Source organism: Paenibacillus psychroresistens (assembly GCF_009728935.1).
Lineage (GTDB): Bacteria > Bacillota > Bacilli > Paenibacillales > NBRC-103111 > Paenibacillus_AC > Paenibacillus_AC psychroresistens.
Map to the genome: position 1 here is coordinate 6,470,475 of NZ_CP034235.1, position 13,471 is coordinate 6,483,945.

The window sequence follows — 13,471 nt, forward strand, 5'->3', positions numbered from 1 at the left end:
ACCTATCTCATGAAAAGTAAGCTTATTGTTTATTTAGCAGCTGCAGCAAGTCTTAATTTCTCCAAAGCCTCTTGAATATCTTTATTGCTTTTGCCACCAAGCACTAAAGCTGCAAGCAGCTCTTTCTGAACATAGTCCGTAATCTTAGGGCTGAATGAAGTGAATTCAGTTGGATAGATATAAGCAGCCATTTTCATAATACTGTTTACGGTTGGATCTGTTACTTGTACTTCTACATTTGCTGTAGCATATCCTAAGTCCGCGTGGATTTTTTGAATTTTAGTACCCAAGTAAGCTTTAAGCACTTCTACAGATGCTTCTGGATGAGGAGCATTTGCTGGAATGAATAATCCGTCTGCACCGCCGAGAATAGCATTATCCTTGCCTACTGATGGCCAAACCACTGCAGTTGCTTTGAAATCTTTAGCATTAGTTAGAATATCCTTAACATTAGCTGATACCTCTGCCAGCATGGCTACTTTACCTTGATAGAATGCTGCTTTTGCCTCATCACGGCTAATTGTAATCGCACCAGCACCTGGATAAGCGTACTGAGCATCAAAAAGCTGTTTGATACTTGTCAGTACTGTTGCGAACATAGGATCTGTGGCCGGAATTTTACCAGCGCCAAGATCAGCCAATTTGTTCTCACTCTTAGCAACACTGAGCAGGCCATTGCGGAACAACCAGTCCTGAAGATCCTTGGAAATAACGAATGGAAAAGCACCTGTTTTATCTTTAATCGTTTTGCTAGCCGTTAAGAATTGCTCCCATGTCCATTGATCTGGAACGGCTACACCCGCTTTTTCAAAGATCGCGGTATTAACATAAAGTGTTGCGAAGTTCGAAGAGAGCGGCAGATTATAATATTTGCCGTTAAACTTCCCAATATCCAGAAGAGCTGGGGTAAAGGTCTTCATCCAAGCCCCGCCATCAGCCTCCAAGTATGGTGTCAAATCTAAAGCTTGATTGTTATCTACAAATGTTTTCATATTTCCTGGCCAGAATTGATAGACATCAGCCGGAGTTCCTGAAGCAATACCAGTCTTAATAACTTTCTCAAGATTACCCCAATCGACTTGAATGCCTTCGATTTTATATTTATCCTTTAAATCCTCTTGAAGCGCTTTTACCATAGGCTCGCCCGAGGTATACTCTACAATTTTGCCATAGAAATTAATATCGATTATCTTTGCTGGCGCAGCACTTTCAACTGGAGCTGAAGTAGCGGCAGCAGTACTTGGAGCTGCAGTTGCAGTACTATCTACCGCGGTTTCTTTAGCCTTGCTTCCGCAAGCAGTAATCACTAGCATAAAGCAGCACAACATCAATACCATAGTAGCTTTGAATTTGTTTGACTTAATCATTTTCTTTATCCTCCCTATTATCGCAAGCAATTTGATTACGCTTTCATTATAGCTTGGCGAATTTAATCCAAGATAGGCTGTAATTCTACAAAATAGACTGAAAAAACTACGATCAAATCGGATTACACGACTTATAGTGAAACCTGACTGCGATATTCCTTAGGCGACTTGCCTTCTATTTTTTTAAAAACTTGATTGAAATACTTAATATCCTGAAAGCCTACCTTCTCTGATATCTCATACACTTTATCATTGGATTGCTTCAATAAATTTTTTGCTGCATGAATACGAACCGTATTTAAAAATTCACTGAACGGGATATTCGTTTCTTTCTTAAATAAATGACTGAAGTAGTTAGGTGTAATACCGATTATTTCAGCTACACTTTCAATAGATATTTCCGAAGAATAATGTTTTTTTAAATACTCTATAGCTTTCGTAATGCTTGTATTGTATTTAGTAGTTTGCAAGCTGTATAGATCACTGAATACTCTATTGTAGAACCCTAGCACCCACATCTTATAATCTTCCATGACCCTAAGATGATCCAATTCATTCGTATCGACATCCACATGCTGCTTGCCCAGAGAATGGATTAAGATATTCAATAAGTCCAGGCAAATACTTTTCACTTGAAAAATAGTCAGCTCTCTAAGCTCACTTATTCGCGCAAACTCATCATCGACAATAATCCGCGCTGCTTCAAAATCCAGACGGATTATACATTCGGTTAGTTCTTTCTCTCTCAGCACATAAATATGCTTATTGTGCGCATATTCCTGAATATCCTCAAAGTAAAGAAAATGGCAGCGGCCATGAAATAAATTACGCTGCAGAGTCTGGTCCGCTTCTGTAAATAGTTGTTGAAGATTCTTCAGTGAGCCACGGCTGCTAATGCCCATCGATATTGACTTTCCATATCGAGTGTTCAAGCGCTCATTTATGGAACTAAAGAGAAGAGGGAGCTGCCTTTTTATCATTGCCCCATCCCGAGGTGAGGCAAGAATATAATAAGCTTTCTGCGACCTTTCATAAACGATGCCCTGAATGGTTTTACATAAATCGTTGAGTTCTTTATGTAAATAATGAAACACGCTTGCTTCTTCACTCACGTTCCTCCGTTTAATTTCTTGACTTTCTATGTGATCCAGATCAATAGCAAGACAGACCAGCTCATCTCCTATTTGAAGACGATAATACTTTAACAGCCCTTGCTTAATTTCGAGAGGATTGGCAATCTCCCCAGAAATCATTCGCTCCAATAATCTCCTGGCTTGGTTGTTATGCTGCTCTTTCTCTACTATTTTTTCTTTCAGAATATCATCCTTTATTCGGGTGACCAATTGGATTAAGCTTCTTAGTTTAATCGGCTTTAATTCGTATTCACTAACTCCTGCTTGCAAGGCTTGCTTAGCATATTCAAAATCGGAATAGCCGCTTAGAATGACTATCTTGGTTACAGTGGATAACACTCTAATTCTCCGGCAAAGCTCCAGACCGTCCATGCCTGGCATTCGAACATCCGTTAAGACTAAATCAGGCTGAAACGAGCGATAAATTTCCAAAGCTTCAATCCCATTCTCTGCAACAAACACCTCTTCAAACCCCAAAGACTGCCAATCAATGCCTTCTCGCAGCCCTTGGCGAATTTGAATCTCATCATCTACAATTAGCAGCTTCATTCCTATTCCCCCTCATCTGACATTATAGGCATAATGATGTGTACAGCTGTTCCGATATTAAACTCACTCTCTATAGTCAAACCATAATCCCCGCCAAACCGAAGCTGAATGCGATCATGAATATTTTTCAAGGCGAAGGCATGCTCTTGCTCCATTTGATGGGACAGGATACGGGTCATTTGGCTTGCATCCATCCCTACCCCATCATCAGCAATGACATAGATGAGTTTGTTTTCTTTTCGCTCAATGGTCAAAGTAATCGTTCCTTTTCCTATTTTGGGCTCCAAGCCATGGAATATCGCGTTTTCAATTAAAGGCTGGAGGATTAACTTAATAGTCTTCTGGGTAAACAGCTGCGGATCAATTTGTTGCACAAAGCTTATTTTGTCACCGAACCTATTGTTCTGAATAAACATATAGTTTCGCAAATGCTCGATTTCTTCACCGATTGTTGTTACTTCTTCGCCGTTATTCAATACATGACGGAATAAATCAGACAACACCTCAAGCTGCTCGCTAACAGCAAAATCCTTATTTTTAACGGCAAGCCAGCGAATCGAGTCCAAAGTATTGTATAAAAAGTGCGGGTTAATTTGAGCTTGAAGTGCTTTCAGCTCAGCTTCCTTTTCTTTAAGCTGGCTTTTATAAACCTTATCAATCAGCTCTTTCGTCTGTCGGATCATATTAATAAAAATTAGGCTAACCCTGCCAATTTCGTCCTGTGAATGTACTTTTAAGTGGACGTCAAACACACCATTCTTCACTTTACCCATTTCTTTAGCCAAGAGCTTAAGCGGTTTTACGATGCTTTTATTCTGGGCATATGAGAAATAAATCCCAAATAATAGACAGATAGCAATACAAATGATAATAAACTCGTTGATGACCTTTAATTGTTTATTCAGTTCACCTTCCGGAACGATTTGAACAAGCCGCCATCCAGGCTCCATTAAATTGCAATAAAAGATCGAATAGGAAGCTTCATCAATACGTGTCGAAAAGCTCCCTTCCTGTTCATCTGCCAGCACCTTTTGGATGTAGGACTCTGAACCGAGCTCTTTACCTAACAAAGCTTTATCCTGTGAAGATACAACCCTGCCTTGTGCATCAATAATATAAATTTCACCTTTTAGCCAAGAATTAATCCCAGCATAGAAGGAAGACAAAACGGCTTCATCCAAGCTGATTCTTTCGATCGCAATTTGTTTGGTCGTATCGAGATTATTAACTGCTCGAAGTAAAGAAACTACGTTTTTGGAGTTAGGCAGCAAATAGTCTAATTGATGTAAAGAAGTCCAGAATACCTTGCCTTTTAATTCAGTCACAATAGGAGTATATTGCCGCTCATCTTCCTGAACTAAATCACCTATTTGATATATAATTTCATTGTCCTGGCTAATGCTAATCGAATTGATGTAAGGTTTGGAGCCTAGAATGGAATTAAATGAGGTCCCGCCCCAAGCTTTCTGCAGCTTAACCTTAGTTCTATCCATATCCAAGTAAGACTTTTCGGAATGAAACTTGATTAATTCCTGCACATTATCATCCGAAAAAATAGAGACCGATAAGTAGTTGACTTCCTTGAGGATATTCTCCAGATTAAAGCGGGTTTGTTTTAAGGTTTGAAACACATTCTCATATGTTTTATTAGTAATGACGGTAGAAGCTTTGGAGTTAATTATTATTGCAGCGCTTACAAGCGGAACTATAATTAAGAGAAACAAATATAGAAACAGCTTCTGGCTTAAGCTCAGCTTTCCAAAAAGACCGGTTCGCAGCTTTAACATTGTGATCCGCCCCCCATTATTTAACACAGTTAGTATCTACAATTTTCTATTATACAGTCGGAGACAGCCAACCGCTATCTAAATAAATCTCAGAGAAATTTAAGCTAAAAATCGTATTATTTTAGGGAAAAATCGTATTTTTACTGGCTATACTTAATATTTAAATGTTGCTATCATAAAAATGAAAGCGATTACAAAAATGAAAAGGATGTGTTAAATTTTATGTTAAAAGCCTTTTGCTCCAAAACTATCGGCTTAACAGCCCTAGTAGCCTGTTTATTGCTTATCAGCTTAAACATTCATGTTAAGGAGTCCCAAGCAGATCCAGCTAACAATTGGTATACCCAAAGTCATTATGGCTTGTTTTCTCATTTCACGTATGGTTCTTCCTCCTTCAACCAGACCATTTATCCGAATGGGACTATACCTTTGAACTTAAATGAGCTGGGCAATAACTTTAATGCGACACAGTTTGCCGCGGATGTTAATTCGTTCGGAGTGGATTATGTTACACTTACTGGATGGCATTACGCGATGAATGCCTTGTATCCAAGTGCAAAAATGAACCTGTGGCGGGGGGCTGGACATGCCTCCTCACATGATGTCATTCAGGATTTGATTAATGCCTTACAGCCATATGGTATTGAATTAGCGCTATATATTCATGTGACAGATGGACATGACTTCACAGTTGCTGATCAAACAGCTACAGGCTGGAATGATTCATCCAATGGTTATCTAGTATGGAACAATTTCATCAACGATGTAGTTACGGAAATGGGCAATCGATACGGGACCGGGATCGCAGGTTATTGGATTGATATGGTCTTTGATGGTCCTTTTCAAACCAAGATCGATAAACCAAGGCTTCGTACCAGCTTGCTAGCCGGAAACTCCAATCGAATTATAGTCGGCAACGGCAGCACCGGCGATGCTGCAAATTCCCAAGGCGGAGGAACAACTGATTATACCGCGAGGGAATATTATGGTCAGCCTGCGGATATCAACACTTGGACAGCAACCTATAATCAGACAGCAACCGTAATGACAACGGATGGCCAATGGTGGGCGTCAACACCAACAGGAACCAATCAAATGAAGAATACAGCAGAAAATATGTTTCGGTTCACTGTACTTGAAGCCGGTGTTAATCAGAACGGTGGCGGAATGCTGTGGAATGCTGGCAATTATGCAGGGTTTGGCGTGCTTTGGCCAGATGGGGTAAAAACAGGCCTGCAAACGTTAGGTGGTTATATTAATGCTGTGGGCGCTTCTTTGAAAAATGTATTTCCCAGCACTTCCTATGCCAGATCAAGCGGAACAACGCTTAACAGCTTGCCTAATGGAATTGTCGCCACCAAAGCTACTAATAATTTAATTGAATATATCCATGTGCTCAATCCTCCTGTCGGTAAAGTTTTAACCTTGCCTGCTCCAAGCGATGGCAAGACATTCAGTACACCAACAATCCTGAAAAACGGGCATGCAGTCGCTATTACACAAAATGCAACCAATGTAACACTTACTTTAGGAGCGGCAGATAACTGGGATAGTTTGGATACAGTGATTAGAATGGTTGCTAGCGGAGGAAGTACGGGTGGCGTAATTAAGAAAAACGATACAGATGCATCGATTGCCTATTCGGGCACTTGGGGCTACAGCGGCAGTCGCAATGTCGGAGATTATAGCAATGATGTCCATTATACAACGACTAATGGGAATTATTTTGAATATACGTTCAATAGCACGGGAATTGATTACATTACTTCAAAGGATGTCAATTATGGCAACATTGATATTTACATCGATGGTGTCTATAAACAGACCGTAAGCGCATTGAACGCTGGGGGCTATATTCCACAACAGGTGCTCTACAGCAACAGGAGCTTATCCCCCGGGAGCCATACTATTAAAGGGATAAAGACAAGCGGTGTTTATATGCAATTAGACGTATTGGATGTGGTAACGCCTAACCTTGCTTTGAACAAAACAGTTACAGCAAGCAGTGCGGTGTCTAACTCAGATTGGGCTCTAGCCAAAGCTACAGATGGATTGACATTCTCATCCCCTGGCTCCATGGGCTGGTCAAGCTTAAATAGTCTCACTACAAACCACACAGAATGGGTAACCGTTGATTTAACTACTTCACAAGCCTTGTCAAAAGTCTTACTTTATCCAAGAAATGATGGGGCTAATACCGGATATGGTTTCCCAATTAATTTCACGATTCAACTATCCACAGACAATATAAACTGGACCACCGTTGCAACACAAACTGGTTATGCTTTGCCAGCCGGTGTCGGACAGAGCTTTACCTTCAGCAGCCAGAATGCGCGGTATGTAAAAATTAATGGAACCAGCTTAAGAGCTAATCCAAATGACATTAATCAGTATCGCATGCAGTTCGCCGAGATAGTTGTTAATCCTTAGAAGGTATATTCCTCTTCTAAATCAAGTAGCCCCATGAATACATTCATGGGGTTCTCGTATTTTAAGGAAAGAATTTCTCTATTACATACCTGATTTTCGCTATCAAGAGGTGATGTGTTGAATTTTAGTGGATGTAAGGAAACTATGGCGTTATTAACGAAACGATTTCTCTGATAACGCCATAATTTCGCTATATGATGCCAAATCCAGAATGCAAGCCCCACATAGAGAAAATGGTGTATCTAATAACGAATATCCTTCCTTAATTGTAGTTATTCTGCTACGCCTCCCTTTAAATACGGTCCATTCACCAAAAAAGCAGCCCGAGGGCTGCTTTTTCAAATGAAAGTGCACGATTTGTTACGGAAGAACGGCAAAGCCGTTTATCCTTGATCAAAACTCATTTGGCGTAGTACGGCCCGGAATCTCCGGCGATTGCGGTGCAACCGGTATTTCTGGGGTTTCTGGTGGATATATTTCAGGAATATTGACAGGTGCTGCTTCCGGGAAGACCTTTGGTGTTATTTCAGGAATGCTGGTTGCTGGGATTTCATCTTCTTTACCATTTTCAATGGTCATAAATGAACACCTCCTCATACTTAGTATTAAACTAAATAGGAGGTTTTTAATCATTATAAGCTAATTAACTTTTCCATCGTTAATTTGTTTAATGATTTCTAAAGCAACCTTAGGCTTGCGATCATAGGTTAGAAGCCCATTGATTTCCTGCTCTACATCGGTTAATTGCGTATAACAAAACCCTTGTACGACAGGTGATTGCAGCAATGGAACTGTCACTGCTTTATAACGCTCAATGAAATCTTCATCACTTTGCGCAGCGGAATATCCCCAGCCTTCCCAATCACTTTTTTTGAATGAGATTCCACCATATTCCGAAACATGAATTGGTTCACCTTGATAAGGGTAACCGGGCACATTAATCCACCTGTTTGCAGGAAAAGCGCTAACCGCTTTTTCAGCTGAGCTATATCGATCTGTTAGCACCTCTCGGTTACTCTCATAATCATGAATGGTGCAAATATCCGATTTAACATGCTCCCAGCCATCATTCGAGATAACTAAGCGGGTACTATCCAACGATTTAGTCAGATGGTACATAGCAAGTGCATGCTGCTGCTGAAGCTTGTCAACTAAGATATTCGGCACTCCCCAGCTCTCATTAAGCGGTACCCAGGCGACAATACAAGGGTGATTATAATCCCGTTCAACCGCTTCCTGCCATTCCGCCGTTATTCTACGGACGTAGGTTTCTGAGAAATCTGAAGCATTAGCCATCTCTCCCCAAACCAATAAACCTAAGCGATCACACCAATATAGATACCGCGGGTCCTCCACTTTTTGATGCTTTCTTGCTCCGTTAAAGCCCATGGCCTTCGTTAATTCTACATCCTGCTTAATAGCATCGTCCGATGGCGGTGTCAGAATGCCCTCGGGAAAATAACCTTGATCCAATACAAGCTTCATATAATAAAATCGATTATTCAAGCAAACTCTGCCTGCTTCAATGGATATTTTACGCATTCCAAAATAGCTTTTCACTCTGTCTATTTCATTATCTCCGTCAAGCAAGATAAACTCTACATCATATAAATTCGGATGCTCAGGCGACCACAAGCGGCCGCTGCCATGATCATTAAAATCAGGAAGCCCAATTCTACGGGACATTTCATTGCTATTAACCTTGATGATTTCCTCTGTTACTGGGGTGCCGGCAAATGAAATAATGGTTTTCAAATGTAACGTTTCTTTCAAGCTTCCTTGAAAAAATGTGCTGACTTTGATTTCTTTGGCATCAATGTCTGGGGTCAGTTTAACCTTCTCTAAATATGTCTCTGCAAGTGGCTCCAACCAAACCGTTTGCCAGATACCCGTAGTCCGAGTATAGAAAATCGAGGCAGACTCTTCGAGCCAATATTGCTTCCCTTTAGGTAAGGTATAATCTCGACTAAAATCTTGAGCTTTGACGATAATCACATTCTCACCATCATTTAACTGCTCAGTGATATCTACTGAAAATGGAGTGTGTCCCCCTTCGTGATATTTAACCAGCTGCCCATTCACCCATACCCAAGCCGCATAATCCACTGCACCAAAATGCATTATGCTTCTTTTTCCAGCAAATTGCTCCGGTAAAGCAACCTTTGTTCTGTACCAAACTATATCATGAAAACCGGTATCTCCAATTCCGCTTAGACTGCTTTGGAAGCAAAATGGCACTTGGATCCGTTTATTAAAGTCATGGGCCAGATACCATTTTTCCTGATCGCCAACTTGCTGGTCATCATAATCAAATTCCCATTCACCGTTTAAATTAAGCCACTCGGTTCTTTCAAATTGCGGACGTGGATAGTCCATTCTGTAAGTTTGTTTAGTCACTTAGTTCACTCCTAGTTACAATTTAATATAATTCACAATGTACATTGCGTATTTGCAATATATAGATCATTGTAAACTAATACTATTAAAAAGTAAAAGAGAGCTTATTTTAAAAAATTAAATTTGTGCTGCTCCGCCATCCACGAACAATTCGATTCCATTTATATAGCTGCTTTCATTGGAGGCAAGGAATATTACCGCATTCGCAATATCTTCCATTGTTCCCAATCTTCCTAGCGGAGTTGTCGACTTGGCATACTCCATGGCATTATTGAGCTCTGTCCCGAATAATTCATCATAAGCTGGTGTAATAACCGTTCCAGGACTAACCACATTTACCCGGATTTGTGTGCCTTTCAAATCAAGAATCCAGCTGCGAATTAACTGTCTAATTGCTGCTTTTGTTGCACTGTAGATACTGAATGCTGGCATCCCCATCGAACCTACCATTGAACCAGTCAGGATAATCGAACCTACTTTATTGGGGAATAATGACAATGCCTTTTGGACTGTGAAGATCGTTCCCTTTACGTTAATGTCGAAGGTTTTGTCATAATGCTCCTCTGTAATTTCACCCAATGGAAGCATGGATCCACCTCCAGCATTAGCAAATAGAATGTCCAAATGTCCTTTCTCTTGCTTCACTGCATCGTACAGCTTATCCAAATCCGCCAGATTGGAAATATCTCCTTGAATACCGGTTACATTATTTCCTATCAGCTTCACCGCTGCATCAAGCTCACTTTGCCTGCGTCCCGTAATAAAAACATGTGCGCCTTCCTTAACAAGCTGCTGTGCTGTTGCTAGACCAATACCGCTAGTGCCTCCTGTTACAACTGCCACTTTCCCATTAAACTTACCCATATTATTACTCTCCTTTTTTAAAGCTAATTTTTTGCAACAAGTATTTTTTCTTTTAAAAAACTATTTAATACTTCTTACAAGTGTTATTATGTATCAAATGAAACTATAATAACAGTACCCACTTTTAAGTTATATAGTATCTAAAAAGTAACTATTGTGATTGAAAGGGGCTGTCCAGCATGAAGGTTTATTATTGCAACCTAGAAGTTACCCTGGAGGTTATCGGAGGGAAATGGAAGGGGCTAGTTTTATACTATTTAATCAAAGGTCCTAAACGCACCAGTGAGTTAAAACGACTTGTGCATAGTATCACTCAAAAGATGCTTATTCAAACACTCAGAGAATTGGAAGCTGCTGGACTTATTAGTCGAAAAATGTTTAATCAAGTCCCTCCAAAGGTCGAATATTCGACTACGGAACTGGGGCAATCGCTTGAGCCGATTCTCAGATCGCTGTGCGAATGGGGGGATGGTTATGCAGATAAAACATTCGCTGAAGGTGAAGCGCAAATTTTGGTAGCTGATTATTAAAGCTCGTTAGTTAGAATAATATTGCCATACTCTACAGGAAAAGAGTGAATTGCCATCGAGAAAATGATCATGCTCCACTCTAGTGACTTTTTCGTTGAAAATATGCCTTTTTCGATTAATAGGTATGTTTATGACAACTATGATGCACTGCATATGCATGCACATGATTTTATAGAAATCGTTTATGTAAATCGCGGCAAAGGTATACATGTCGTTCATGGCAGTACTATACCGGTAACAGAAGGCGATCTTTTCATTATTAATTATGATACCCCTCATTGCTTCTATCCTTATGATCGCGCTAATTCGGATGGGCTTGAGGTTTATAACTGCATGTTTCTGCCTGCTTTTATCGAGCATCTCCAGATCGAACTTCCGATTATGCGAGGGATTACGGGTTTATTTCTGTTGAAGGGATTATATCCGGAAGAAACCGGTTATAAGGCCGATTTAATCTTACATGAGAGCTTAAAAAAAGATTTTGTCCAGCTGTTTCAAACCATGCATAAAGAGTATGAAGCCCAGCAAGAAGGTTATGCTGATATTCTCAAAATGCAGCTTTGCGAGCTGCTCATTAAAACTTACAGAATCCACAAGGATCTCTATCGTGATCAGCCACATCCAGATGCTTATAAGCTCGAGCTAATTCAGAAATCGATCCAATATATGCGCAGCAACTTCTCAAACCCGATTCAAATCAACGAGCTTTCGCAGCAAGCCTTATTAAGCAAAAGCTATTTTTCAAGTGTTTTCAAAAAGATCACGGGGATCAGCGTGTTTGACTATCTCCAGAAGCTGCGAATTGAAGAAGCTTGCAAATTACTTGTTGAAAACACAAAAACAGTAACCGAAATATCCGAGCTAGTCGGGTATAACGATTACCGCTTTTTCAATAAGATATTCCGTAAAATTACCGGTATGACCGCATCGGCATACCGTAAAAGCTTTAGTCTATAAACCTTTATTTCTCTTAAAACTGAAAATATTCTTTGGCATTATTGTAACAGATTCCTTGAATGAAAGACCCTAGCATTTCTCGGTCGTCGGGTATTTCACCATTCTCCGCCCATTCTCCAATTAAGTTGCAAAGTAATCTGCGGAAATACTCATGACGTGTATACGATAAAAAGCTCCTTGAGTCCGTCAGCATCCCGACAAAGCGGCTTAATAACCCCATATTAGCAAGCATTTTAAATTGTTCAAGCATACCGTCCTTCGTATCATTAAACCACCAAGCAGAACCGAATTGAATTTTCCCAGGAATGCCACCCCCTTGAAAGCTGCCCATTATCGTAGCCAAAACCGGATAATCATTGGGATTCAAAGAATAAAGAATGGTTTTGGGAAGTGCATCCTCTTGATCCAAGCTATCTAATAGTTTTCCTAATTGATAAGCTAATGGACTATCATTGATCGAATCAAAGCCTGTATCTGGACCAATGTTTTGGAACATTCTCGTACTGTTGTTGCGTGCAGCATTGATGTGGAGCTGCATAGTCCAATTCAGCTTGGCATATATTTTCCCAATAAATATGATTATATATGTTTTATATTGCTTTTCTTGCTCCAAAGTAACATTATTGCCTCCAATAGCTTTGAGGAAAATCTCAGCGACCTCATCTTTTGAAGCCTCAGCATAGGGGACATAGTCCAAGGCATGATCTGAGATCCTGCATCCTACTGAATGAAAGAAAAGAATCCTTTTTTCTAACGCCATTAGTAGCTCGTCTAGGTTAGTAATCGACTGCTCTGCGGCTCCTTCAAGCTTCTTGATCCATGGAACGAAGGTGCTGCGATTAATCTCTAATCCTTTATCTGGACGAAAGGAAGGAAGCACTTTTCCTGTAAAGCTGCTGTCTTCCTTTAACTTAAGATGATACTCTAGGGAGTCCGTTGGATCATCGGTTGTACAGATCACTTTTACATTTGATTTTTCAATGAAATCTCTGGCACCAAAGCCCCCACTATTTAACGAAGCATTTACTTTTTCCCAAATAACTGCGGCATTGCTTTCCTTAATAATCTCATCGACTCCAAAATAACGCTGCAGCTCGAGATGCGACCAATGATAAAGCGGATTGCCTAATGTCATCGGAACCGTTTTGACCCATGCTTCAAATTTTTCAAGATCAGTTGCATTCCCAGTAATCAATTCCTCCGTGATCCCATTGCTTCTCATGGCTTTCCACTTATAATGATCCCCATATAACCAGATATCCGTTAAGTTCTTAAACTGTTTATTCTCATAGATTTCTTTGGGACTTAAATGGCAATGGTAGTCAATAATCGGCATGTCTTTCGCATAATTATGATATAAATCTTGGGCAATTTCCCCTTTTAACAAAAAGTTCTCATCCATAAAGCTCCCCATAAACCAATCTCCCTTTCTTACTTCTGAATTTATTTCATTATAA

The 13,471-nt window shown here is 40.1% G+C and carries 10 protein-coding genes; 3 read left to right on the forward strand and 7 right to left on the reverse strand.

Translation table 11 applies throughout. From position 1 onward, the window contains the following. Positions 1–29: 29 nt before the first annotated feature. The 3 genes from EHS13_RS29360 to EHS13_RS29370 all read right to left on the reverse strand — a co-directional run bounded on the left by EHS13_RS29360 (position 30) and on the right by EHS13_RS29370 (position 4,836). Entirely contained in the window at positions 30–1,367 is a 1,338-nt protein-coding gene (locus EHS13_RS29360; RefSeq protein ID WP_155703788.1) for an ABC transporter substrate-binding protein, read from the reverse strand. 131 nt (positions 1,368–1,498) lie between these two features. Further along, on the reverse strand, positions 1,499–3,049 hold the full coding sequence (locus EHS13_RS29365) for a response regulator (RefSeq protein WP_155703789.1): 1,551 nt from the start codon (positions 3,047–3,049) through the stop codon (positions 1,499–1,501). A 2-nt stretch (positions 3,050–3,051) separates the two neighbouring features. Then, complete coding sequence (locus EHS13_RS29370; protein WP_155703790.1) at positions 3,052–4,836, reverse strand: sensor histidine kinase; 1,785 nt, start codon at positions 4,834–4,836, stop codon at positions 3,052–3,054. 222 nt (positions 4,837–5,058) lie between these two features. Between EHS13_RS29370 and EHS13_RS29375 the strand changes: the two genes are divergently transcribed. Beyond that, positions 5,059–7,266 (forward strand): discoidin domain-containing protein, encoded by a 2,208-nt coding sequence (locus EHS13_RS29375; RefSeq protein WP_155703791.1) that lies wholly within the window; start codon positions 5,059–5,061, stop codon positions 7,264–7,266. Positions 7,267–7,659: 393 nt separating this feature from the next. Here the strand turns inward: EHS13_RS29375 and EHS13_RS29380 are convergent, their stop codons facing one another. From EHS13_RS29380 to EHS13_RS29390, 3 genes are all read right to left on the reverse strand, one after another. Beyond that, complete coding sequence (locus EHS13_RS29380; RefSeq protein ID WP_155703792.1) at positions 7,660–7,845, reverse strand: hypothetical protein; 186 nt, start codon at positions 7,843–7,845, stop codon at positions 7,660–7,662. Between the two features lie 60 nt (positions 7,846–7,905). Beyond that, positions 7,906–9,642: a glycoside hydrolase family 2 protein gene (locus tag EHS13_RS29385; protein WP_155705552.1), complete on the reverse strand. Its 1,737-nt coding sequence runs from the start codon at positions 9,640–9,642 to the stop codon at positions 7,906–7,908. 138 nt (positions 9,643–9,780) lie between these two features. After that, on the reverse strand, positions 9,781–10,527 hold the full coding sequence (locus tag EHS13_RS29390; RefSeq protein WP_155703793.1) for an SDR family NAD(P)-dependent oxidoreductase: 747 nt from the start codon (positions 10,525–10,527) through the stop codon (positions 9,781–9,783). 179 nt (positions 10,528–10,706) lie between these two features. Here EHS13_RS29390 and EHS13_RS29395 point away from each other — a divergent pair, with 179 nt between their 5' ends. After that, entirely contained in the window at positions 10,707–11,057 is a 351-nt protein-coding gene (locus EHS13_RS29395; RefSeq protein ID WP_155703794.1) for a winged helix-turn-helix transcriptional regulator, read from the forward strand. Positions 11,058–11,126: 69 nt separating this feature from the next. After that, complete coding sequence (locus tag EHS13_RS29400) at positions 11,127–12,014, forward strand: AraC family transcriptional regulator (protein ID WP_162463308.1); 888 nt, start codon at positions 11,127–11,129, stop codon at positions 12,012–12,014. A 13-nt stretch (positions 12,015–12,027) separates the two neighbouring features. Here the strand turns inward: EHS13_RS29400 and uxaC are convergent, their stop codons facing one another. Next, a complete protein-coding gene (uxaC, locus tag EHS13_RS29405; protein ID WP_155703796.1) occupies positions 12,028–13,428 on the reverse strand; it encodes a glucuronate isomerase in 1,401 nt (466 codons plus the stop codon). Between the last annotated feature and the right edge of the window lie 43 nt (positions 13,429–13,471).

Excerpts from the sequence above, each read along its gene's own strand:
- EHS13_RS29360 (WP_155703788.1), bottom strand. The coding sequence starts at position 1,367 with ATGATTAAGTCAAACAAATTCAAAGCTACTATGGTATTGATGTTGTGC.
- EHS13_RS29365 (WP_155703789.1), bottom strand. The coding sequence starts at position 3,049 with ATGAAGCTGCTAATTGTAGATGATGAGATTCAAATTCGCCAAGGGCTG.
- EHS13_RS29370 (WP_155703790.1), bottom strand. The coding sequence starts at position 4,836 with ATGTTAAAGCTGCGAACCGGTCTTTTTGGAAAGCTGAGCTTAAGCCAG.
- EHS13_RS29375 (WP_155703791.1), top strand. The coding sequence starts at position 5,059 with ATGTTAAAAGCCTTTTGCTCCAAAACTATCGGCTTAACAGCCCTAGTA.
- EHS13_RS29380 (WP_155703792.1), bottom strand. The coding sequence starts at position 7,845 with ATGACCATTGAAAATGGTAAAGAAGATGAAATCCCAGCAACCAGCATT.
- EHS13_RS29385 (WP_155705552.1), bottom strand. The coding sequence starts at position 9,642 with ATGGACTATCCACGTCCGCAATTTGAAAGAACCGAGTGGCTTAATTTA.
- EHS13_RS29390 (WP_155703793.1), bottom strand. The coding sequence starts at position 10,527 with ATGGGTAAGTTTAATGGGAAAGTGGCAGTTGTAACAGGAGGCACTAGC.
- EHS13_RS29395 (WP_155703794.1), top strand. The coding sequence starts at position 10,707 with ATGAAGGTTTATTATTGCAACCTAGAAGTTACCCTGGAGGTTATCGGA.
- EHS13_RS29400 (WP_162463308.1), top strand. The coding sequence starts at position 11,127 with ATGCTCCACTCTAGTGACTTTTTCGTTGAAAATATGCCTTTTTCGATT.
- uxaC (WP_155703796.1), bottom strand. The coding sequence starts at position 13,428 with ATGGGGAGCTTTATGGATGAGAACTTTTTGTTAAAAGGGGAAATTGCC.